This window comes from Azospirillum griseum (assembly GCF_003966125.1).
Classification (GTDB): Bacteria; Pseudomonadota; Alphaproteobacteria; order Azospirillales; family Azospirillaceae; genus Azospirillum; species Azospirillum griseum.
Genome location: NZ_RXMA01000002.1, coordinates 300,508 through 321,585 on the forward strand (window position 1 = coordinate 300,508; position 21,078 = coordinate 321,585).

General features: G+C 68.8%; 16 protein-coding genes and 5 tRNA genes. 6 read left to right on the forward strand and 15 right to left on the reverse strand.

Features of this window, described 5'->3' with window-relative positions; genetic code table 11:
• Window positions 1-82 precede the first annotated feature (82 nt).
• Window positions 83-901 carry an FkbM family methyltransferase gene (locus tag EJ903_RS04080; RefSeq protein WP_126612375.1) on the forward strand — a complete coding sequence of 273 codons (819 nt, stop codon included), beginning with the start codon at window positions 83-85 and terminating at the stop codon, window positions 899-901.
• A gap of 105 nt (window positions 902-1,006) precedes the next feature.
• Here the strand turns inward: EJ903_RS04080 and EJ903_RS04085 are convergent, their stop codons facing one another.
• The 4 genes from EJ903_RS04085 to EJ903_RS04100 all read right to left on the reverse strand — a co-directional run bounded on the left by EJ903_RS04085 (window position 1,007) and on the right by EJ903_RS04100 (window position 8,666).
• A complete protein-coding gene (locus EJ903_RS04085) occupies window positions 1,007-3,388 on the reverse strand; it encodes a methyl-accepting chemotaxis protein (RefSeq protein WP_126612376.1) in 2,382 nt (793 codons plus the stop codon).
• 228 nt (window positions 3,389-3,616) lie between these two features.
• Window positions 3,617-4,651: an ACT domain-containing protein gene (locus tag EJ903_RS04090; protein WP_126612378.1), complete on the reverse strand. Its 1,035-nt coding sequence runs from the start codon at window positions 4,649-4,651 to the stop codon at window positions 3,617-3,619.
• A complete protein-coding gene (gene mfd / locus EJ903_RS04095; protein ID WP_126612380.1) occupies window positions 4,651-8,295 on the reverse strand; it encodes a transcription-repair coupling factor in 3,645 nt (1,214 codons plus the stop codon). The genes EJ903_RS04090 and mfd overlap by 1 nt, the downstream gene beginning before the upstream one ends.
• Window positions 8,296-8,360: 65 nt before the next feature.
• Window positions 8,361-8,666, reverse strand: coding sequence for an FAD assembly factor SdhE (locus tag EJ903_RS04100; RefSeq protein ID WP_126612382.1), 306 nt, complete (start codon window positions 8,664-8,666; stop codon window positions 8,361-8,363).
• Between the two features lie 258 nt (window positions 8,667-8,924).
• On the opposite strand from EJ903_RS04100, the gene sugE reads away from it, so the two are divergent.
• On the forward strand, window positions 8,925-9,242 hold the full coding sequence (sugE, locus tag EJ903_RS04105) for a quaternary ammonium compound efflux SMR transporter SugE (protein WP_126612384.1): 318 nt from the start codon (window positions 8,925-8,927) through the stop codon (window positions 9,240-9,242).
• Between the two features lie 45 nt (window positions 9,243-9,287).
• On the opposite strand, the gene EJ903_RS04110 is transcribed toward sugE, so the two are convergent.
• A complete protein-coding gene (locus EJ903_RS04110) occupies window positions 9,288-9,707 on the reverse strand; it encodes an OsmC family protein (protein WP_126612386.1) in 420 nt (139 codons plus the stop codon).
• A gap of 198 nt (window positions 9,708-9,905) precedes the next feature.
• Here EJ903_RS04110 and EJ903_RS04115 point away from each other — a divergent pair, with 198 nt between their 5' ends.
• From EJ903_RS04115 to EJ903_RS04125, 3 genes are read left to right on the forward strand one after another with little or no spacing between them, the layout of a single operon-like run.
• Entirely contained in the window at window positions 9,906-10,280 is a 375-nt protein-coding gene (locus EJ903_RS04115; RefSeq protein ID WP_126612388.1) for a hypothetical protein, read from the forward strand.
• On the forward strand, window positions 10,267-11,268 hold the full coding sequence (locus EJ903_RS04120) for a cation diffusion facilitator family transporter (RefSeq protein ID WP_126612390.1): 1,002 nt from the start codon (window positions 10,267-10,269) through the stop codon (window positions 11,266-11,268). The genes EJ903_RS04115 and EJ903_RS04120 overlap by 14 nt, the downstream gene beginning before the upstream one ends.
• A 51-nt stretch (window positions 11,269-11,319) precedes the next feature.
• A complete protein-coding gene (locus tag EJ903_RS04125) occupies window positions 11,320-12,498 on the forward strand; it encodes a THUMP domain-containing class I SAM-dependent RNA methyltransferase (RefSeq protein WP_126612392.1) in 1,179 nt (392 codons plus the stop codon).
• 233 nt (window positions 12,499-12,731) lie between these two features.
• Here EJ903_RS04125 and EJ903_RS04130 read toward each other — a convergent pair.
• The 5 genes from EJ903_RS04130 to EJ903_RS04150 all read right to left on the reverse strand — a co-directional run bounded on the left by EJ903_RS04130 (window position 12,732) and on the right by EJ903_RS04150 (window position 17,300).
• Window positions 12,732-12,807, reverse strand: a tRNA-Glu gene (locus tag EJ903_RS04130).
• Window positions 12,808-12,873: 66 nt separating this feature from the next.
• Window positions 12,874-12,949 (reverse strand) — tRNA-Glu (locus EJ903_RS04135).
• Window positions 12,950-13,056: 107 nt separating this feature from the next.
• Window positions 13,057-14,850 carry a single-stranded-DNA-specific exonuclease RecJ gene (gene recJ / locus EJ903_RS04140; RefSeq protein WP_126612394.1) on the reverse strand — a complete coding sequence of 598 codons (1,794 nt, stop codon included), beginning with the start codon at window positions 14,848-14,850 and terminating at the stop codon, window positions 13,057-13,059.
• A gap of 84 nt (window positions 14,851-14,934) precedes the next feature.
• On the reverse strand, window positions 14,935-16,413 hold the full coding sequence (locus EJ903_RS04145) for a DUF5666 domain-containing protein (protein WP_126612396.1): 1,479 nt from the start codon (window positions 16,411-16,413) through the stop codon (window positions 14,935-14,937).
• A complete protein-coding gene (locus tag EJ903_RS04150; protein WP_210211372.1) occupies window positions 16,410-17,300 on the reverse strand; it encodes a DUF6502 family protein in 891 nt (296 codons plus the stop codon). The genes EJ903_RS04145 and EJ903_RS04150 overlap by 4 nt, the downstream gene beginning before the upstream one ends.
• 185 nt (window positions 17,301-17,485) lie before the next feature.
• On the opposite strand from EJ903_RS04150, the gene EJ903_RS04155 reads away from it, so the two are divergent.
• Entirely contained in the window at window positions 17,486-18,496 is a 1,011-nt protein-coding gene (locus tag EJ903_RS04155) for a 6TM ABC transporter family protein (RefSeq protein WP_126612397.1), read from the forward strand.
• A gap of 133 nt (window positions 18,497-18,629) precedes the next feature.
• Here EJ903_RS04155 and EJ903_RS04160 read toward each other — a convergent pair whose 3' ends face one another.
• The 5 genes from EJ903_RS04160 to EJ903_RS04180 form a co-directional block, all read right to left on the reverse strand.
• Entirely contained in the window at window positions 18,630-19,316 is a 687-nt protein-coding gene (locus tag EJ903_RS04160) for a hypothetical protein (RefSeq protein ID WP_126612398.1), read from the reverse strand.
• A 125-nt stretch (window positions 19,317-19,441) separates the two neighbouring features.
• Window positions 19,442-20,518, reverse strand: a complete 1,077-nt coding sequence (gene aroC / locus EJ903_RS04165) for a chorismate synthase (RefSeq protein WP_126612399.1) — start codon at window positions 20,516-20,518, stop codon at window positions 19,442-19,444.
• Window positions 20,519-20,672: 154 nt separating this feature from the next.
• Window positions 20,673-20,747 (reverse strand) — tRNA-Thr (locus EJ903_RS04170).
• A gap of 33 nt (window positions 20,748-20,780) precedes the next feature.
• Window positions 20,781-20,855: transfer RNA gene (locus EJ903_RS04175), tRNA-Thr, on the reverse strand.
• Window positions 20,856-20,888: 33 nt separating this feature from the next.
• Window positions 20,889-20,963 (reverse strand) — tRNA-Thr (locus EJ903_RS04180).
• Window positions 20,964-21,078 lie beyond the last annotated feature (115 nt).

Below are 21,078 nucleotides of genomic sequence, written 5' to 3' on the forward strand. Positions count from 1 at the left end.
GGGGGAGGTTGCGCCGCGCGCATGGCCGACCGATAGTTGCCACCGGCAAAGACCGCAGAGATTGCAGAGGCCAAGGATCCCGATGACCGACGACACCCTCGACCTGCCCGGCGGCTTCGCCCGGATCCGCAACTGCCGCCATGGGCGGATGATGTACAACCCGAACGACGCCTATGTCGGCCGCTCGCTCGATCTCTATGGCGAGTATTCCGAGGCGGAGGCGGCGTTCCTGCGCTTTCTCGTCCGCCCCGGCGACATCGTGGTCGAAGCCGGGGCGAACATCGGCTCGCTCACCGTGGTGCTGGCAGCGGCGGTCGGGGCCGACGGCTGGGTGGTGGCCTATGAACCCCAGCGCATTCCGTTCCAGATGCTGTGCAGCAACGCCCTGCTCGGCGGCTTCACCAACATCGAGGCCCGGCCGACGGCGGCGGGGGCGGCCCCCGGAACCATCACCGTGCCGCAGCTCGACCCGACCCGGCCCAACAATTTCGGTGGCCTCAGCCTGTGCCGCAGCGGTGGGGCGGAGGGGTTGCCGGTGGCGGTGGAAACCATCGACAGCCTGGCCCTGCCCCGCTGCCGTCTGATCAAGGCCGATGTGGAGGGGATGGAGGCCGACGTGCTGGACGGTGCCCGCGAGACCATCGCCCGGCACCGCCCGATGCTCTATCTGGAGAACGACCAGCGCGACCGCGCGCCGGACCTGATCCGCCACGTCCGCGCGCTGGGCTATCGGATGTGGTGGCACACGCCGGTCTATTTCAACCCGGCCAACGCGCGGGGGGCGACGGAGAACGTCTTCCCCGGCGAGGGGGCCTTCAACATGTTCTGCGCCCCGCAGGAACTGGCGATCCGCATCAACGCCCCGGAGATCCTGACGGACGATTCGTGGCCGGTAGCCTGACGGTCAGAGCGCCGTGCCTAAAATGTCAAACGACATGGCGCTCTGAGCTTTGATTTATCGAGCAGATTCAGGCGTGAAATCGATTCCGATTTAACGCGATCCGCTCTAGGCCGCCACGCTTCCCGCACCGCGCAGCAGGGCGGGAAGCGCGTCTTCAAAACGTTGGCGCGTCGTCGCGTCGGCGGTGAAGCGCAGATGCAGGGAGTGGTCTTGTCGGCTGACGGTGGTGAAGGGCAACGCCACCGCGCAACCGTCGATCCGCAATTGCCCCGCCTGCCCCGGCTCCAGCGCCGGGCCGCCAACCACCCGCGCGCCCTCCAGCGACAGATCGCGCACGCGCGCCATGGTGTCACGCCCCAGAACCGTGACCGCACAGCCCACATCAACGGTGTGGCGGGGATGGCTGCGGCGGTCCACCTCCTGGGTGGAGGTGCGCACCACCCGCACCAGCGTTTCCCGCAGCGATTCGATGCTGCCGGTCAGCTCAACCGCGATGCCGCGCATGTCCACCGCCCGCTCGCCGTTGGCCTGCGCATCGCTCGACACCTGGGAAATGCGCGAAGCCACCTCCTGCGCGGCCCCGGTGGTTTCCACCACGTTGCGGGCGATTTCCTGCGTCACCGCGCCTTGCTGGCCAATGGCGGCGGCGACCGCGCTGGAAATGTCGTCGATCTCGGCGATGATCCCGCCAATCTCCTCCACCGCCGCAACGGCGGACGCCGTCCCGCTCTGGATGGCGGTGATCTGCTGGGCGATGTCCTCGGTTGCCTTCGCCGTCTGGCTGGCCAGGCTTTTCACCTCCGTCGCCACCACGGCGAAGCCCTTGCCCGCTTCCCCGGCCCGCGCCGCCTCAATGGTGGCGTTCAGCGCCAGCAGGTTGGTTTGCGCGGCGATCTCACCGATCAAATTCGCCACATCCCCGATGCGCTGCACCGCGTCGGACAGGGATTTGATCGTCGCCTGGGTGCGCTGGCCGGTGCCGACCGCCTGACGGGTCACGTCGCTGGCGTGGGTGATCTGGCCGCTGATGGCGGCGATCGAGGCGGTCATCTCCTCCACCGCCGACGCCACGCTCTGGGCGTTGGCCAGCGCCTGTTCGGCGGCGGCAGCGACGCTTTGGGCATTGGTGGACACCTCGTCCGCCGACGACGCCATCGACCCGGCGGAACTGTCCATCCGCCGCGTGCGCTGGGCCACCAGCTCCACCGCCGCGCTCATCTCGCGCTCCACCGTGTCGGCCATGCCCGCCAGCGCGGCGCGCTTGCCCGCCTCCGACCGCTCGCGCAGCCGTTCCTGTTCGACGCGGAGCTGTTCGTTTTCCTGGCCGTTGCGCTTGAACACCGCCAGCGCGCGCGCCATCAGGCCGATCTCGTCGTTGCGCTCAACCCCGCCGACCTCGATGTCGTAACGCCCCTGGGCCAACACGCCCATGGTGTCGGTCATGGCGCGGATCGGGCGGTTGACCTGCGCCGTCACCACCCACACCGCCGTCGCCGCCAAGCCACCGACCAGCAGCAGCAGACCGAGCGCGACGGCAAGCTGTGTTTGCGCCGACCGCGCGTCCTGGTCCAGCCGCGCGCCGACCTGGGTCGAGGTCGCCGCCTGCGCCGCCAAAATACGGTCGATGCCTTCGGTGGCCGCCGCGAACCAGCGGGTTCCATCAACCGGATAGGCGTCGCCACGGGCCGACGCCTCGAACACCGACGCGCGGACCTTCTCGAAATTGCCGAAATAGGCGCGGCTGGTCTCCTCGGTCAGCCCTTGCAGGTCGGTGCCGAAATCCGGGACCAGACGACGCACGGTCTGCCAGCTCGATTCGATGCGGCCACGCGCGCGCGCCACGGTTTCCAACTGCGCCGGGGACATGGGTTTGCCGCTGGCGATCACCCCGCCCATCATCCCGCGTTCACGTCCGGCGAACTCGCTCATCTCCCACTGGGCGTTCTTCAGATCGAAGGCGCGCGCCACCTGCCCCTTGGTGTTGAGCACCACATCCTCATAGGCGTTGCGCAGGGCCTGGCTGCTCATGATCAGGGCGGTGATGGTCGGAAACCAGTCGCGCCGCAAATCCGCCGGGGCGTCGCCCGCCGCCAGCGCGCCGTCCACCCGCCGCCGCAGCCCATCCACCGCGCCGCGCGCCTCCTGCACCGCGCCCCGCAGCGCCGCCGCCGTCGGGTTCGGCAGGGTCTCGGCGAGCGCCAGCGCGTCGGTCAGGGCGGCGTCGGCGGCGCGGCGTTTGGCGGCGATGGTCTCGCGCTGGGCCGGGGTCGCCCCCTTCACGTTGCCCAACACCGTGTTGGTCGTCCCGCGCTCCACCGCCCAGGCCCCGGCGGCGATCAGGAAATGGTCGGACAGGCTGTTGACGGTCTTGACCTGCTCGGTCATGCGCAGTGCCGCCACCGCGTCAAAGGCGCGCTGCACCGCGATGGCCACCACGGTTGCGCCAAGGATGGCGACGAGAATCAAAAGCTTCGCCCGAATCGACATTCCCGCCTCATCCGTTACAAACGCGACATGCGGATGTCACTATGGAAGTCGAGAAGATTCCCAAAAACAATAAACTTCCAATGGAAACTTTTGTCGCAGGACTTTGGTATCGACTTATTAGAGGCCAAGACTTTCGTTGTGACCGGCACCTCCGGCGTCTGAAAGAAACCGCAACAGCCTTTCCCGCATCACAACAAACATTGCGCGCGGCATCGCATACTCTGGTCTTCAGTCCGCGACTCGCTGTTCGTCGTCAAACCGTTCCGAATCCTCATCCCCCCACAGGATGGCGCAGCCGGTGGCGAGAATCGCCGCCGCCCGTTCCAGATCATCGGCGCGGACCAGCACATAATGCGACGCGGCGGTGGACATGGCAAAGAGGGGGATTTGCGCCTGGGCCAAGGGGGCGGCGATGGCCGCCAGCACGCCGAACAGGGCGGCGTCGCCACGCCCGGCCACCGCCCCTCCCTCGGTGATGCCCGGAAGCCCGACGCGGAAGGCGCGCCAGCCGCGATCCGCCGCCACGCCAGCGGGAATTCGCGCCTCCGGGCACAGGATGGACAGCGCCTCCCCCGTGCGCGTCGCCCCGACCAGCGGATCGGTCCAATCGAGCCAGGACGGCAACCCGGTTCCCGGCGGCAACTGCGCCACCGCCAGCCGGTCGGGCAGCACGGTCAGCGACAGGCCGGTCGGCGCGCGGGTCAGCGCGGCGGTCAGGGTCGCCTCGTCCACCTCGAAGGGTTTCAGGATGCGGCGGGCGCGTTCGACCAGCGAGGGCACGCCCGACCGCATGGCCCGGCTCAGCATGTCCGCCGCAATCGTCCGCAACCCGGCGTCGCTCGCGGCCAGATCGACCACGGCTTGCAAAGCACTGCTGCGCACGATGCGACTGGAACTGCCCTCGAACCAGCCGGACAGGCAGTCCAGCGCAGCGCGGCGTTGCGCCTCGTCCAAGGGCAGGCGCGGCAGCATCTGCGCCAACCGCCAGCGCACCTCCGCCTGATCGATGGCGGCCCCCTCGCGCAACAGCCGGTCGCCATAGGGGGCCAGCCGGTCGGCGTCGGCGCGCGACAGCCGTTCCAGCGCGGCGGCCGCGCGCATCCGCACCACCGCGTTGCGGCTGAACAGACACTCGACCAGATCGGGCAGACGGTCGGGATGGGCGGTGATGTCGGCGGCCACCGCCGCCGCATCCCCATCCCCCCGATGATCGCCGCGCGCCAGCCGCCCCGCCAGTTCCCCGGCGCGGGACAGCGCCGCCATCACCGCCGCCCCGGCAGGGGACGGCCGCCAAAGCGCCCACCCGCCTTCAACGACCCCGCCTTCAGCGCGGTCGGGCGTGGCGGCGGCGGCGGTGGGGGTGGTGGCGGCACGGCGTCGGCGCGCGGCACCGCCCCGCCCGCCGCCATCTCCGCCAGATCCTTGACCAGCTTCTGGACGCTGCGGACGCGGGCCTGGGCGTCGGGCCATTCGCGGCTGTAGACCAGCTTGTGATCGGGCCGCAGCTTCATCAGCGTCAGATGACCGGCGATGTAGGTCAGCAGCTTGGCCGGTTCGGCGAAATCATTGTTGTGGAAGGTCAGAACCAGCCCCTTCGGCCCGGCGTCCACCCGCTCCACATTGGCCTGCTTGCAGAAACGCTTGATGGTGACGACGTCCAGCAGATTGTCCACCTCCTCCGGCAGCTTGCCGAAGCGGTCGATCAGTTCGGCGGCGAAGCCGTCCACCTCCGCCCGGTCCACCAGATCGGCGATGCGGCGGTAGAGCGACAGCCGCACCGTCAGGTCGGGCACGTAGCTGTCCGGGATCAGCACCGGGGTGCCGAGGTTGATTTGCGGAACCCACTCCATCGCGGCGGCGGCGGCCACCGCCCCCTCCTGCATCGACGCGCGGGCATGGGCGACGGCCTCCTCCAACATCTGTTGGTAGAGTTCCACCCCGACCTCGCGCACCTGCCCCGATTGCTCCTCGCCCAACAGGTTGCCCGCGCCACGGATGTCCATGTCGTGGCTGGCCAGTTGGAAACCGGCGCCCAGGCTGTCCAGCGTCTCGATCACATGCAGGCGCTGCTGCGCCGTGGAATTCAGCGGCTTGTTCGCCGCGTAGGTCAGATAGGCGTAACCGCGCTTCTTCGACCGACCGACGCGGCCCCGGATCTGGTAAAGCTGGGCCAGCCCGAACAGATCGGCGCGGTGGACGATCAAGGTGTTGGCGTTGGGGATGTCCAGGCCGCTTTCGATGATGTTGGTGGCCAACAGCACCTCGAATTTGCCTTCGTCAAAGGCGGTCATCACGTCTTCCAGCTCGCTGGCCGCCATCTGGCCATGGGCGGTGACGATCTTGACCTCCGGCACCAGGGCGCGCACCCGCTCGGCCACCGTCGCCAGATCCTCGATGCGCGGACAGACGTAGAAGGATTGGCCACCCCGGTAATGCTCGCGCAGGATCGCCTCGCGGATCACCATCGGGTCATAGGGCAGGACGAAGGTGCGCACGGCCAGGCGGTCCACCGGCGGGGTGGCGATCAACGACAGTTCACGCACACCCGACAGCGCCATTTGCAGCGTGCGCGGAATCGGGGTGGCGGTGAGGGTCAGCACATGCACATCGGCGCGCAGCTCCTTCAACCGCTCCTTCTGCTTCACGCCGAAATGCTGCTCCTCATCGACGATGACCATGCCCAGCCGCTTGAACTCCAGCCCCTTGGCGAGCAGGGCGTGGGTGCCGACGACGATGTCGGCCACGCCCTCGGCCAGCTCCTTTTTCGCCAGGGTCTGTTCGCGCGCCGTGACCATGCGCGACAGTTGGACGATGCGCACCGGCAGACCGGCGAAGCGGGCGGCGAAGGTCTTGAAATGCTGGCGCGCCAACAGCGTCGTCGGCACCACGACGGCCACCTGCTGGCCGCTCATCGCCACCATGAAGGCGGCGCGCAAGGCCACTTCGGTCTTGCCGAAACCGACGTCGCCGCAGACCAGCCGGTCCATCGGGCGGCCGCTGGCCAGATCGCCGAAGATGTCCTCGATCGCCTTCAACTGGTCGTCGGTTTCAGGATAGGGGAAGCGGGCGGCGAACTCGTGATAGGTCCCCTCCGGCGTCAGCACCGGGTCGGCCTTTTTCAACATGCGTTCGGCGGCGATCTTCAACAGGGCCTCGGCCATGTCCTTCAGCCGCTTCTTGACCCGCGCCTTGCGGCCCTGCCAGCCCGCCCCGCCCAGCTTGTCCAACTGGACGTTGGCGTCCTCGGAGCCGTAGCGGGACAGCACCTCGATGTTTTCGACCGGCACATAGAGCTTGTCGCCGCCCTCATAGATCAGGCGCAGGCAGTCGTGCGGCGCGCCCGTGACCTCCAGCGTCTCCAACCCGTCGTAACGCCCGATGCCGTGATCCATGTGGACGACGATGTCGCCCTCGTGCAGGGCGGAATGTTCGGCGATGAAGTTGGCGGCCTTGCGCTTCTTCTTGACCGGGCGCACCAGCCGGTCGCCCAGAATGTCCTGTTCGGTGATGACGGCCAGATCGGCGGCAACGAAGCCGTGCTCCATCCCCAACACGATGACGCCGATCACGCCCCGGTCGAAGCGGCGCACATCCTCGACGCTGTTGGCCGGTTCCAGCCCGGGAATGCCGTGGTCGGCCAGCACGCTCGACAGGCGTTGACTCGATCCCGCCGAATACCCGGCGATCAGCACCCGCCGCCCATCGGCGCGCAGGGCGCGGATGTGGTCCTTCACCGCGTCGAACACGTTCACGTCGGGGCGGTTGCGCTCCTCGGCGAAATCGTGGCCGCGCTTGCCGCCGCCGTCGGCGGTTCCCTTCACCCCCGGCGGCACGGCGAAGGGCTGCAACTGCGCCACCGCCCGTTCGCCCAGCAGCGCGTCCCAGCCCACGGCGTCCAGGAACAGCGACGGGACCGGAATCGGCTTGTAAACCGGCGCGCCCGTGCGCTTTTCAATCGCCATCATGCTGTCGCGCGACTGGTGGAAATCGGCGATCTGGGCGATGCGCTCGTCGCGCGCCTCCGCCGCCTGATGGTCCAGCGCCACGATGCCGCGCGGCAGGTAATCGAACAGCGTGTCCATGCTGTGATGGAACAGCGGCAACCAATGCTCCATGCCGCCATAGGACCGGCCCGCCGAAATCGCCTCGTACAGCGGATCGTCGGCGGTGACGGCCCCGAACAATTCACGGTAGCCGGAGCGGAAGCGGGCGATCCCCGCCTCGTCCAAAAAGACTTCGGACATCGGTTTCAATTCGACCCGGTCGCGCTTTTCGGTGGTGCGCTGGCTCATCGGGTCGAAGGCGCGCACCCCCTCCAGCTCGTCGCCGAACAGGTCGAGGCGCAGCGGCTCGTCGGTGCCGGGCGGGAACAGATCGACGATGCCGCCGCGCACGGCGAACTCGCCCGGCTCCCGCACCGTCTGGGCGCGGGTGTAGCCGTTGCCGGTCAGATAGCGTTGCAGCTTTTCCAGATCGATCCGGTCGCGCAGCTTGGCGGAAAACACCGCGCCCTTGAAGGCCGAACGCGGCGGCACCTTTTGCACCACCGCGTTGACCGTGGTCAGCACGACCAGCGGCTTCCAGCCCTCCTTGGGCGGGGTGCCCTGGCGGGCCAGCAGGCGGGTCAGCGTGTCGATGCGCTTGGCGACGATGCCGCCGTTCGGCGACACCCGGTCGTAGGGCAGGCAATCCCAGGCCGGGAAGGTCAACACCTCAAGCCCCGGCGCGAAAAAGGCCAGCGCCTCCGCCAGCAGCGCCGTGCGCGTGTCGTCAAGCGCCACATGCAGCAGGCCATAGGACCCCGCCGTCTTGGCAAGCTCGGCCAGAATGCGGGCGTCCTGCCCTTCCGGCGCGCCGCCGATCAGGAGACGGGCGGCGCGACCGGGCTGGAGATCGAAACGGACCACGGGAGAAGCCTCACCACACGCGACAGACGGAAAACAGCCGGAAAAAGCCGCTCAGACAAACCCGCTCAGGACCCTTGACGCGGGGTGTAGCGGAAGGCGGTCAGCAGCTTCATGATGTCGTTGTCATGCTCCGGCGGCACCGGCTCGCGCCCCGACATCCAGTTGTAGAGATCGGGGTCGCTCAGCTCCAACAGCGCTTCGTAGCGGTCGAGCATCGCCGAATCGAAACCGCCGACATGGGCGTCGGCGAAGCTGCCGATCAGCAAATCCATCTCGCGCATGCCGCGATGCCAGGAGCGGAAGCGCAGCCGCTTGCGGCGGTCGTCAAGGGCGGAATCGGCGGAGTCAGCGGCGGCGACGTGATCGGTCATTCTGTCCCAACATCGAAAGCCCCAGCGCCGCCACGGGCCAGGGCCAGCGACGCGACAGGGGAACCATTCAGGAACCCCATCCTGCACGGGCGGCGTCACCGATGCAACCGCCAGCGCAAACGCACCTCACCGCTTGACCCATCACCCGTCCGGCCCCATATGGGCGGTCTGCCCGGCGGGGACGGCCCCGCGCACCAAACGGGTTCACCAAAACGCGCGGGGACGGCCCTGCCTTCCATCATCGACGGAGGCGCCGTCATGGCGTGGGTCGTGTTGTTTTTCGCCGGTCTGTTCGAAGTCGCCTGGGCCATCGGCCTGAAATACACCGATGGCTTTTCCAAACTCTGGCCCAGCGTGGGAACGGTGGTGGCGATGACCGCCAGCGTCGTCTTGTTGGGCTGGGCGTTGAAAACCCTGCCGCTGGGAACCGCCTACGCCGTGTGGACCGGCATCGGCACGGTCGGCACGGCGGCGCTGGGCATGATTCTGTTCGGCGAACCGGCGGGCGCGGCGCGGCTGCTCTGCATCGCCGCCATCGTCGGCGGCATCATCGGCCTGAAGATGCTGCACGCGTAAACCAGGAACGGGGGCGGGGAGCATCCCCCTGCCCCTTTTGCCCGGTTACGGCGCTTCCACCACCTCGAAATCATGGGTGATCGTCGCCGTCTGCCCCAGCATGATGGAGGCGGAGCAGTATTTTTCCGCCGACAGGGCAATCGCCCGTTCGACCTTGGCCGGGTCCAGACCGCGCCCGGTGACGGTGAAATGCATGTGGATCTTGGTGAAGACCTTCGGGTCGGTCTCGGCCCGTTCGGCCTCGACGCTGGCGACGCAATCGGTGATCGCCTGACGGCCCTTTTCCAGGATCATCACCACGTCAAAGCAGCTGCACCCGCCCATGCCGATCAGCAGCATTTCCATCGGCCGGATGCCCAGGTTGCGGCCACCGGCCTCCGGCGCGCCATCCATGACCACGGCGTGGCCGCTGCCGGATTCGCCGACGAACATCTTGCCGTCCACCCAGGTGACACGCGCTTTCATAATGCCTTTTCTCCGCACGGGACTGTGTGGCCCCGAAGCTAGGCGGTGCGGTTCGCCCACGCAAGACCGGGGGTGGGGGCGAGCGCGCAATCCAGGCGCGCTTTCCGCTTGCGGCACCGCAACGGGCGGCGATAATGCGGGATGGGTTGTGTGTTGTGCGCCCGCCCCCTTCCCGCCCCCCTTCAGCACCGGAGGTGCATGATGCACCGCGTTCCGCCCGCCGTCCGCTCCGCCCTTCTTCCAACGCTGGCCCTCGCCGGGCTGTTGAGCGCGGGAAGCGCCAGCGCGCAGGAGGCCCAGAGCTTCACCGAACAGGCGGTCATCTCCTGCCTCAGCGGGGCGACGGTCAGCGGGCTGACCAGCGGGTTGATCCTGATGCCGCTGGTCAACAGCGGGGTCGCCACCTCCATCGCCGTGTCGGCGGTCGCCGCGTCGGCCACGGTCGGCTGCGGGGCCGGTGTCGCCTACACCGCCGCCTACACCGGCTACAGCTGGGCGTGGCACAGCATGAGCGGCGGGCCGAAGGTCGAGCCGGTCAACGCCACCAAGGGGCTGATCCATGCCGCATGGTGACGATCAGAAGGGTGAGGGCCATCACGGCCATGCGCATGGCGGTTCGGCCAAGGGCGGGCACGCGCACGGCGGTCACTCCCATGGCGGCCATTCCCATGGCGGCCATCACCATGGCCCGGTGTCCTACGACCGCTCCTTTGCCCTGGGGGCCGCGCTGAACATCGGCTTTGTGGTGGTGGAGGCGGCCTATGGCCTGCTCTCCAACTCCACCGCGCTGCTGGCCGACGCCGGGCACAATCTGGGCGACGTGATGGGGCTGCTGATCGCCTGGGCGGCGGTGTGGATGGGACGGCGCGCGCCGAACGGGCGCTACACCTATGGGCTGGGCAACGCCTCGATCCTGGCGTCGCTGCTGAACGCGATGATCCTGTTGATCGGGGTCGGGGCGATCACGCTGGAATCCATCACCCGCCTGAGCAACCCGCAGCCGGTGGCCGAAACCACGGTCATGATCGTCGCCGGAATCGGCATTCTCATCAACGGCTTCACCGCCCTGCTGTTCATGGGTGGCCGCCACAGCGACATCAACATCAAGGGGGCCTATCTGCACATGGCCGCCGACGCCGGCGTGTCGCTGGGGGTGGTGCTGTCCGCCGCGCTGATCGGTGTCACCGGCTGGCAGTGGCTGGATCCCGCCACCAGTCTGGTGATCGCCGCCGTCATCACGTTGGGCACATGGGGGTTGCTGCGCGATTCCACCCGGTTGGCGCTGGCCGCCGTGCCGGACGGGGTGGACCAACCCTCCGTCGAACGCTATCTGGCCGGATTGCCCGGCGTGACCGCCGTGCACGACCTGCACATCTGGCCGATCAGCACGACCGAGACGGCGTTGACCGCCCATCTGGTCCGGCCCGACGCGACTCCTGACGACGGGCTGCTCGACAGCGTGGCCAAGACGCTGAAGGAGCGTTTCGGCATCGGCCACGCCACCGTCCAGGTGGAACGCGAGGGGACCTTCTGCCGTCTGGCCTCGCCGGACGTTGTGTGAGGGGCCTTAGAAATCTGTCGATGACCGGCGATGGGCGGGCTATGTAGGGGGATGAACACCACCGCCCCCTCCCCCGCCGCCATCCCCGACACCCTGGAGCTGTTCCTTGTGACCGCGCCCGGTCTGGAACCCGCCCTGTTGGCGGAGGCCCAGGAGAAGGGCTTTGCCGACGCGGTCGCCATCAAGGGCGGCGTCACCGTCAGCGGCGGTTGGCCGGAGGTGTGGCGCGCCAATCTGGAGCTGCGCGGAGCCACCCGCGTGCTCGCCCGCATCGCCTCCTTCCGCGCCCTGCATCTGGCCCAGCTCGACAAGCGGGCGCGCCGCGTGGCCTGGGGCGACGTGCTGCGCGCCGACGTGCCGGTGCGGGTCGAGGCCTCCTGCAAGGCGTCGCGCATCTACCACGCCGGGGCGACGGCGCAGCGGGTCGAGCGCGCCATCACCGAAACTCTGGGTGCGCCGATCTCCGACGAGGCGACGATTTGCATCAAGGTGCGGATCGACGACGATCTGTGCACCATCAGCCTCGACACCTCCGGCGAATCCCTGCACAAGCGCGGCCACAAGGACGCCATCCACAAGGCCCCGATGCGGGAGACGCTGGCCGCGCAACTGCTGCGGCTGGCCGGGTATGACGGGCGCGAACCGGTGGTCGATCCCATGTGCGGGTCGGGAACCTTCGTCATCGAAGCGGCGGAGATCGCCGCCGGTCTGCACCCCGGCCGCACCCGTGCGTTTGCCTTCGAGCAACTCGCCAGCTTCGACCCGGCGCGCTGGGAACGGATGCGCGCCACCAACGCCGCCGTCGCGCCGAGCCAACGCTTTTACGGCAGCGACCGCGACGGCGGGGCCATCGCCATGAGCCGCGCCAACGCCGATAAGGCCGGTGTGGCCGATTGGGTCCAGTTCGACCAGCACGCCGTCAGCGACCGCACCCGCCCCGATGGCCCGCCCGGTCTGGTCATCGTCAACCCGCCCTATGGTGCCCGCATCGGCGACGTCAAATCGCTGTTCCCGCTCTATCAGGCGCTGGGCCGCACCCTTCTGGCCCGTTTCGGCGGCTGGCGCGTCGCCATCGTGACCAGCGACGCTGCGCTGGCCCGCGCCACCGGCCTGCCCTTCGCCCCGAACCCGCTGACCTTCACCAACGGCGGCCTGCGCGTGGCGCTCTACACCACGGAGGCGCTGCCGGAAACAGAGCCGCCGGAAAGCGCCGACGCGTCGGCGGAGTGACGGCCACACCGTGACCGGCAGCCCATCGGTGCGTGCCCATTGGTGACTGCCCATTGGTGACTGCCCATTGGTGACTGCTTGATAAGGACGCGTCCGAAGGGCTGCGTTCTTATCGACATCCACGCACGCAACCCGCGCACGCAAAAAGCGCGTCAAACCGCGATCCGCCCTGTGGCGGTCCGGTCAAAGCGCTTTTTCAAATCAAAAACTTTTTGAAACACCCAAAGAAAACATGGCGTCCCCGACGGGATTCGAACCCGTGTCGCCGCCGTGAAAGGGCGGTGTCCTAGGCCTCTAGACGACGGGGACCTCTATGTTTTCGCAAGCGGGTGGGCTTGCTCCGCAACGACCCTGCCTTCGTGCTGGTGAAGTAGGTGGCGTCCCCGACGGGATTCGAACCCGTGTCGCCGCCGTGAAAGGGCGGTGTCCTAGGCCTCTAGACGACGGGGACGTCGTTCGCGGTGACGCGCTTTTTAGAGATGACGGCGGGATCGCGCAAGCCCTTTTTTCACCGGATTCCTCTTTTTTATCAGACCGGCTGCGGCGGCCCGGTTTGGCTCAGGCCGAGCGCGCGGGGGCGGCGTCGTCGATCAGAAGCTGGACCGTCTCCGCCCCGTTCCAGCGGTCGATGCGCAGGATGCCCGCCAGATGGAAGGGCGCGCCCTTGGCGGTCAGCAGCGCCTGCCCCAGATCGCTGTCCAGCGCGCGGAAGGCGATGGCCTTCAACCGCCCGCCGTCGTTGCCTTGCAGGATGCAGCGGACATGGTTGGCCCCCACCACGTCGGCGCGCACGATCCGGGCGTCGGTCACGGCAAAGCGTGGTTCGGCGTTGCCGGTCCCGTAGGGGCCGAGGGTGTTGAGCGTGCTGACCAGCCCGACCGACGCCGCCCCCACCGCCAGCGCGCCGTCCAGCTCCAGCGTCGGGACCAGCGGCATCGCCGCCATCTGCTCGCCCACCTTGGCCTCCAGAAAGGCGCGCAGCGCGTCGAGCTTGTCGCCCGCCACGGTGAAGCCCGCCGCCATGCGGTGGCCGCCCCCGGCGATCAACAGCCCTTCCTGACGGGCGGCGATGATGGCGGCCCCCAGATCGACGCCGCGCACCGACCGGCCGGACGCCTTGCCGATCACCGTGCCGTCGGGCTTCTCCTCCAGCGCGATGACGCAGGCCGGGCGGCTGTAGCGCTCCTTCAGGCGGGCGGCGACGATGCCGATGACGCCGGGGTGCCAGCCCTCCCCCGCCACGAACACCAGATCGGCGTCGCGCCCGGCCTCCGCCGCCACCCGCTCCAGCGCGTCGTCCAGCACCGCCGCCTCCACCGCGCGGCGTTCGGCGTTGTGGCCTTCCAGCCGCTGGGCCAGTTCCATCGCTTCCAGCGGGTCGTCGGTGGACAGCAGACGGGCGCCAAGATCCGATGCCCCCACCCGCCCCCCGGCGTTCACGCGCGGCCCCAGCACGTAACCGGCGTGGTAGGCGTCGGGCGTGTCCTTCACCCCCGCCACGTCGGACAGGGCGGCGAGGCCAGGGTTGCCGCGCCGCGCCATCACCTTCAGCCCCTGGGCCACCAACGCGCGGTTCAGCCCGGTCAGCGGAACCACGTCGCACACGGTGCCGAGCGCGACCAGATCCAGCCACTCCATCAGGTTGGGTTCGGGGCGGTCGGCGTAATGGCCGCTCTGCCGCAGCAGCCGGTTCACCGCCACCACGGTGATGAAGGTGACGCCCGCCGCGCACAGCGTGCGGTAAGTTCCGTCCTCGTCCAGCCGGTTGGGGTTGACCAGCGCCACCGCCGGGGGCAGATGCGGTTCAGCGGCGTGGTGATCCAACACCACGACATCCAGCCCGGCCCCCGCCGCCGCCTCCAGCGCGGCAAAGGCCGACACGCCGCAATCGACCGTCACCACCAGCCCGATCCCTTCGGCCTTCAGCCGCAGCAGGGCGGGCGCGTTGGGGCCGTAGCCCTCGGCGATGCGGTCGGGGACATAGACGCGCAGTTCCGACCCGACGGCGCGGAAGAAGCGGCGCAGCAGCGCGGCGGAGGTCGCGCCATCGACGTCGTAATCGCCAAACACCGCCACCGGTTCGCCCGCGCGGATGGCCTGCGCGATGCGCGTGGCCGCCGCGTCCATGTCGCGGAAGCGCGAGGGTTCCGGCAGCAGGGTTTTCAGGCGCGGGTTCAGAAAGTTGTCGCACGCCTCATCGGTCACGCCGCGCGCGGTCAGCACCCGCGCGACGATCTCCGGCAGCCCGCGCCCCTGCGCCAGCGCCAACGCCTGCCGTTCATCGCAGGGGCGGGCCTGCCAGCGCTTGCCCGACAAGGAATGCGAGACGTTCAGAAAGGCGGCATCGGTCATGATCGGCTTCGGCGTGGTGATGGAATGGAACGCGCCAAGCCATAGCAGACAAACACCGCCCGCGCACGGCAACAGCCGATGCGGTCAGTGGGAATCGCTGCCCCGTCCAGACGCACCAAAGCCGCCCGTCGGCGATCCGCCGGGCGGCCCTGCTGGCCCCAGTGGCCCACCCGGTCCTCCGGGTGGTCCGCCGGGACCGAGACTTCCCACATTGGGGCCTGCGGGACCCAGCCCGCCGGGTGGCCCCCCTGGACTGCCGGGACCGGACACCCCCGCCCCGGAGGTGTCTCCGGGGGAGGTGCCACCACGCCCCAAATCCCCGCGTCCAAAATCCCCGCGTCCAAAACCACCCCCGCCCCAGGCACCGCCCATCCCACCGGATGGCGCGGATGGAGCGAACACCCCGGTTGGGGAGGGCATCGACGCCCCATCGGGTGCATCGGCCGCGCGATTGCCATCCACCCGACCGTCATACGCGCGCCCCGCCGGGTGATCCGGTGCCGCCAGCCCCGAGACTCCCGCACCGGGTCCAGGCCCGCCCGGTCCCCGCATCGCACCAAACCCGTCGCCGATAGCCGCCGCGCGACCAAACTCCGCCGCGCGGGCGGCGGGATCCCCACCGGTGGCTTCCCGTCCGCCAAGTCCCGGCGCACCAAAGGCCCGGCTGCCGCCGCCGTCACCGGACCCGCGACGGTCCAGCAGACTGTCGATGACGATCCGGCTGCCTGTTGCAAACGGCGCGATGGACGCGGCGTCCACCGGCAGTTCCGCCGCCAGCGCGTCCAGAGCGTCGGCATAGGTTTCCACCGACAGGGTGGACACGGCCGGACCGAACGGGTTGACCGGATCCAGCGCCACGCTCGACGCCACGCCCAACCGCGTTCCAGCGACACGCAGGGTGCGGCCAAGGGGTTTCACCAGCGCGTCGGCCTCACCCGCCGCCGCTCCCGACCGTCCAACCATCAGACCGGCCACGCGCAGCCGACCGGACTCGGCCATCTCCAACCGACCGCGCAGCACCCAACCGCGCGACGACGCCCAGGGGTCGATCCGACCGGCGACGATCACGCCGTCCAGGCGGCGCAGACCCGACACCGCCACCCACGCCCCAACGCTCAACCGGTCGCGGTCCAGCGCGTCGGTGGCGTCGATCCGCTGCCCCAGCACCACCGCCCCGCCCTGCACCAACCGTTCGACCGGTCCGGCAACGGCGTAACGCACCTCAATGCGGCGGGCCGACAGGCCGGTCGGTCCGGTCGCCGCCGCCGTCACCGCCAGAACCTGCCCGATCCGCACATCCTGAACGCGGGCACCCTGCCCTTCAATCCGCACCGGGGTGTCCGGCGGCACATCAACCCGCAAGCCATTGACCCAGATGCTGCCGAAAGCGGTGACGGTGCCAACGATGCCGGTCCCACCGATGCCACGATCGGCCACACCGATGCCGGTGCCGCCGATGCCGCGATCGGCGTGGCGGGGCGTGAACACACCATCGGTGCAGGCCGCGATCAACAGCAGCAGCGCCAGCGCCCACGACGCCAAGGGAAGCTTGCCGCGTGTCACGCCTTGCCCCCATCGGTCGCCGCCTCAGGTTCGACCGGGCGCGCGCCGTCGTCGGCGCTGAAGGAATAGAGACCGGCGGTGAAACGGTGGATGGCCGCATCCTGGCCCTCGTCCCGGGCGGCCAGATCGGTGGCAAGACGGTTCAGGTGGATCAGCATCGCCATGCCGACCTCTTCCATCTCCCGCCGCAGCGTCGACACCGAATCAGCGGTCAGACCGTCATGGAACATCGCCCGCTCCAGGAAGGGGGGTCCCCCTCCCGCCAGATTGTGCCCGGCCGCTGCCAGATGGTCGGCCAGATTCCGCCCGTAATAGTACGACAGCTTGTCGATGTCACCACGCGGAACGTGGGCGGCAACCAAAAGTTCCAGCAGGCCATCGGCCCGTTCGCGCACCAGACCGGCGTGCAGCAGCTCATCCAGCAGGACACGGGGGCGGATGTCCTTGCTCACCCCCGTCACCAGCGATTCGAAAGACACGTCTCCCGCTGCACCGGACGCGCGGGGCAGCGGGCGCGGCGATCCGTCGGCATCCCGGTAATCATCATGCCCCAGCCACAGCCCCAACACCTGCGCGCCCAAGGATGGGGCGGTGGCCGCCACCGCCTCCGCCGTTGGGGTGGCGGTGCGCAGTTGGCTCACGTCCTTGCGGTGCACCCCGGTCAACAGCGTGATCCGGCTGTCGCTCATCGGCTTGCCGGGCAACCCGAAATCCCGCTCCGCCACCTCGACATACACCGCCTTCACCAACCCCGACAGCATCGGCCAGGAGATGCCGAAGCCGATCAGGGTCCGCACCAACGGAACCAGCACCCGGCGCACCGCCGCGATCACCGCCGGGGGCGGTGCCGTGTGCGGTGCCCCCCCGGAACGGGGCGGCGGTGGCATATCGGGCGGTTGCGGTGACACGGGGCGGAATGACTCGATCTGGTCGGGCGCGAGCGGCAGCGCCGCAGCGACGCCGTGGGAGATTTGCCCACAATAACGCACTCACCAGGAAAGGGAATGGAGATTCCGCTTGTCGTGGGAAATTTTCCCACGCATGATGATCCGGTCGATGGGGATGCCTGTCCATGACGTCCCGTTCCCCCACCCGTCCGACCAAGAGCGTGCCAATGGCTTCGCAACCCTCCCCCCACCTCGCCGCCCTGTGGCCCACCGTCCGCCAGCCATTGACGGGGGCCGCGCTGCTGGGGACCCTGGCGAATCTGCTGACGGTGGCGGCCCCATTCGCCACCACCCTGGCCTATGGCGCGCTGACGGCGGGGGACGGCATGACCGCGCCGCTGCTGATCGCGCTGCTGGCCTTGGCGGCCTACGCGCTTCACACCCTGCTGTGGGTGGCCCGCGCCCGCCTGCTGGTGCGCGCCGGGCGCAATCTGGGAACGGCGCTGACCGACCGCTTCAGCGAAGCCGAACGGGCTGACGCGCGCGGCCCGTTCACCTCTGATTCCGTAGGCCTGACCCAGCGTTACCGGGATTTGACGGCGGTGCGCCGTTTCCTGACCAGCCCGCTGGTCGGCCCGCTGCTCGATACCCCGTGGCTGGTGATCTACACGCTGGGGCTGGGGCTGGTTCACGCCGGGCTGGGGGCGATGGCGCTGGTCGGGCTGTCGGCGCTGCTGGCGTTGGGGGCCGCCGACGATCTTCACCAGGACGGGGCGTTTGCCGGATCGCCCGACGCCGGATCGCCCGATGACAGCGCGGCGAACTCCGTCTGGGGCGCGGTGGGCGATGTCACCGACCTGATGGCGGTCGGTCTGCATTTCTGCTGCGTCGTTTATCAGGTGCTTCTGCTGGGCGTGACCGTGGTGCTGATCCAGCGGGGCGATCTGTCGCCCGGTGTCGCCCCCGGCGTCTTCGTTCTGGCCTGGGCGGCGCTGCGCACCGCACACCGCCTCATCGCCGCGCGGATGGAGTTGCGGACGGTGTGGGAGGCCCACCAACGGCTGCACACCTCCCAGCCGGATCGGATCCAGCCGGATCGGGCAAGGACCAGCCGCAGCGGTGGTTCCTATGGGCGCGTCGCGGACGACCATGACGGTGGCGGCCTGATGTTCACCCTGCACCACCGGGTCGGGTGACGCTTCGGAAAACGGGTGAACCGGCTCAGGAACGGGGACGGCGTCACGCGAAGGATTGAAACGACACGGGGCGCACCGGCGAGGGTGCGCCCCGTATCGTTTGGGTGCCGGTCCCGAAAGCGGGGGGGGCCGGTCAGCCGCCGCCCGCCGAAGCTTGCGTCATCCACGGTGCGCCCAGCGTGGCGCGCAGTTGGTCGGTGCGTTCCACCACCGCCTTGAACCCGGCAAGCGGAAAACGCACCTCGACCTTTGTCCCCATCGCGTTCTGGCCAACCGCCGCCACCTCCTGCGCGGTGAACAGTCTCTCGACCAGCTTGCGATTCGTCTCCGGGTCGGTGACGGCGCAGGTGTTGCTTTCAAAAGGGAAGGGTTTGCAGGGAAATTCCGGGCGGAACACCGTCTTGTCGGCCCACACCCGCACCGGCTTGTCCAACTCCATCGTCCCGACCTCCAACCGGAAGCGCAAGCCGTCGAGCCAGCGTTCGGTCGAGCGCAACCAGACGATCCGGGCGTTGCGGTCGGTGCTGCTGCGGGCGGAAATTTCGCATTCGGTGCGCCGGGTGGCTGGCCAGAGCTGGCAATAAAGCTTCCAGCCCTTCACCATCTCCTCATACTCGACAAAGCCGCGCCCATCGGCGGCGTTGGGCAGGCCACCGGCGGGGGGCGGCGGCACGCTGGGGTCGGGGGCGGGTTGGGCCGATTGAGCCAGCGCCGGGACCAGCGACGCGGCCCATAGCCCTAGCGCCAAAGCCGCCACACCCGCCATCCGTCCGGCCCGAATCCGTCCGGTTCGAATCCGCTGCCGCACCGCCCGCGTCATCCCAACACGCTCCGTCGCTGTCGTTCCTTCGCCCTCACGCTACGGGAAATCCCAAACACGGGCAACACGCCCCCTCAACCGCGCCGTTCGGCACTCGGTTCAATCGCGCCGTTCGGCGTTTGACATCAATCGCGCCGTTCGGCGCGGCGGCGCAGCAGGTGGTCGGCCAGCACGCAGGCCATCATCGCTTCGCCCACCGGCACGGCGCGGATGCCAACGCACGGGTCGTGGCGGCCCTTGGTCAGGATGTCGGTTTCCTGGCCATGGATGTCCACGGTCTGGCGCGGGGTGAGGATCGAGCTGGTCGGCTTCACGGCGAAGCGCACCACCACATCCTGCCCGGTGGAGATGCCGCCCAGGATGCCGCCCGCGTTGTTGGATTGGAACACCGGCTTGCCATCGGCCCCGATGCGCATCTCGTCGGCGTTGGTTTCGCCGGTCAGCTCCGCCGCCTCGAAGCCGTTGCCGATCTCCACGCCCTTCACGGCGTTGATCGTCATCATCGCGCGGGCCAGATCGCTGTCCAGCTTGTCATAAAGCGGGTCGCCCAGCCCCACCGGCACACCAGACGCCACAACCTCCACCACCGCGCCCACCGACGAGCCGCTCTTGCGGATGCCATCGAGATACTCGGCCCATTGCGCCGCCATCACCGGATCGGGGCAGAAGAAGGGGTTGTTGTCGGTCTCCGCCCAGTCCCAGCGGCTGCGGTCCACCTTGTGCGGGCCGATCTGCACCAACGCGCCGCGCACCTGGATGGCGCTGCCCAGCACCTTGCGCGCCACGGCCCCCGCCGCCACCCGGCAGGCGGTTTCCCGCGCCGAGGACCGTCCGCCGCCGCGATAGTCGCGGATGCCGTATTTTTCCCAATAGGTGAAATCGGCGTGGCCGGGGCGGAACTTCGCCGCGATCTCGCTGTAATCCTTGGAGCGCTGGTCGGTGTTCTCGATCACCAGCGAAATCGGCGTGCCGGTGGTCTTGCCCTCGAACACGCCGGACTGGATCTTGACCAGATCGGGTTCCTGGCGCTGGGTGGTGTAGCGCGATTGGCCGGGGCGGCGCTTGTCCATCCAGGGCTGGATGTCGGCCTCGCTGAGGTCGAGGAGCGACGGGCAGCCGTCCACCACCACGCCGATGGCTGGGCCATGGCTCTCACCCCAGGTGGTGAAGCGGAAAAGCGTGCCGAAGCTGTTGCCAGCCATGTTGAAAATCCTCCCCGGAAGCGACCGCCGCCCGACAGCGACCGCCGGGTTGTGCGGCCTTTCGCCCGCGCCGTCAAGCCGACGATGCGCAAGGCGGCATCCCGCATGGACCGTGCGGAGACGATGGGGAGATGTTCGCAATGAAGAGGAAGGATGGTGCTGCCAGAGAGGATTGAACTCTCGACCTCTCCCTTACCAAGGGAGTGCTCTACCACTGAGCTACGGCAGCGCCGGGCGATCTGTGTCGGGTTCACCCGGGGGATGGTGCTGCCAGAGAGGATTGAACTCTCGACCTCTCCCTTACCAAGGGAGTGCTCTACCACTGAGCTACGGCAGCGCCGGGGAGGTCTGTGTCGGTTTCACCGGAGGATGGTGCTGCCAGAGAGGATTGAACTCTCGACCTCTCCCTTACCAAGGGAGTGCTCTACCACTGAGCTACGGCAGCGCCGAAAACCGATACCGAACCAGACGCCTGTTCGGCAGGACCGAACCGACACACTCGCGAGGGGCGTCCAGGCTGGCCGCCCCCTGAAGTGGCGCGGGTTATGCCACAGGCACCG

Coding starts and splice junctions, on each gene's coding strand:
- EJ903_RS04080 (WP_126612375.1), top strand. CDS start 83: ATGACCGACGACACCCTCGACCTGCCCGGCGGCTTCGCCCGGATCCGC.
- EJ903_RS04085 (WP_126612376.1), bottom strand. CDS start 3,388: ATGTCGATTCGGGCGAAGCTTTTGATTCTCGTCGCCATCCTTGGCGCA.
- EJ903_RS04090 (WP_126612378.1), bottom strand. CDS start 4,651: ATGGCGGCGCTGTCCCGCGCCGGGGAACTGGCGGGGCGGCTGGCGCGC.
- EJ903_RS04100 (WP_126612382.1), bottom strand. CDS start 8,666: ATGACCGATCACGTCGCCGCCGCTGACTCCGCCGATTCCGCCCTTGAC.
- sugE (WP_126612384.1), top strand. CDS start 8,925: ATGGCGTGGGTCGTGTTGTTTTTCGCCGGTCTGTTCGAAGTCGCCTGG.
- EJ903_RS04110 (WP_126612386.1), bottom strand. CDS start 9,707: ATGAAAGCGCGTGTCACCTGGGTGGACGGCAAGATGTTCGTCGGCGAA.
- EJ903_RS04115 (WP_126612388.1), top strand. CDS start 9,906: ATGATGCACCGCGTTCCGCCCGCCGTCCGCTCCGCCCTTCTTCCAACG.
- EJ903_RS04120 (WP_126612390.1), top strand. CDS start 10,267: ATGCCGCATGGTGACGATCAGAAGGGTGAGGGCCATCACGGCCATGCG.
- EJ903_RS04125 (WP_126612392.1), top strand. CDS start 11,320: ATGAACACCACCGCCCCCTCCCCCGCCGCCATCCCCGACACCCTGGAG.
- recJ (WP_126612394.1), bottom strand. CDS start 14,850: ATGACCGATGCCGCCTTTCTGAACGTCTCGCATTCCTTGTCGGGCAAG.
- EJ903_RS04150 (WP_210211372.1), bottom strand. CDS start 17,300: ATGCCACCGCCGCCCCGTTCCGGGGGGGCACCGCACACGGCACCGCCC.
- EJ903_RS04155 (WP_126612397.1), top strand. CDS start 17,486: ATGACGTCCCGTTCCCCCACCCGTCCGACCAAGAGCGTGCCAATGGCT.
- EJ903_RS04160 (WP_126612398.1), bottom strand. CDS start 19,316: ATGACGCGGGCGGTGCGGCAGCGGATTCGAACCGGACGGATTCGGGCC.
- aroC (WP_126612399.1), bottom strand. CDS start 20,518: ATGGCTGGCAACAGCTTCGGCACGCTTTTCCGCTTCACCACCTGGGGT.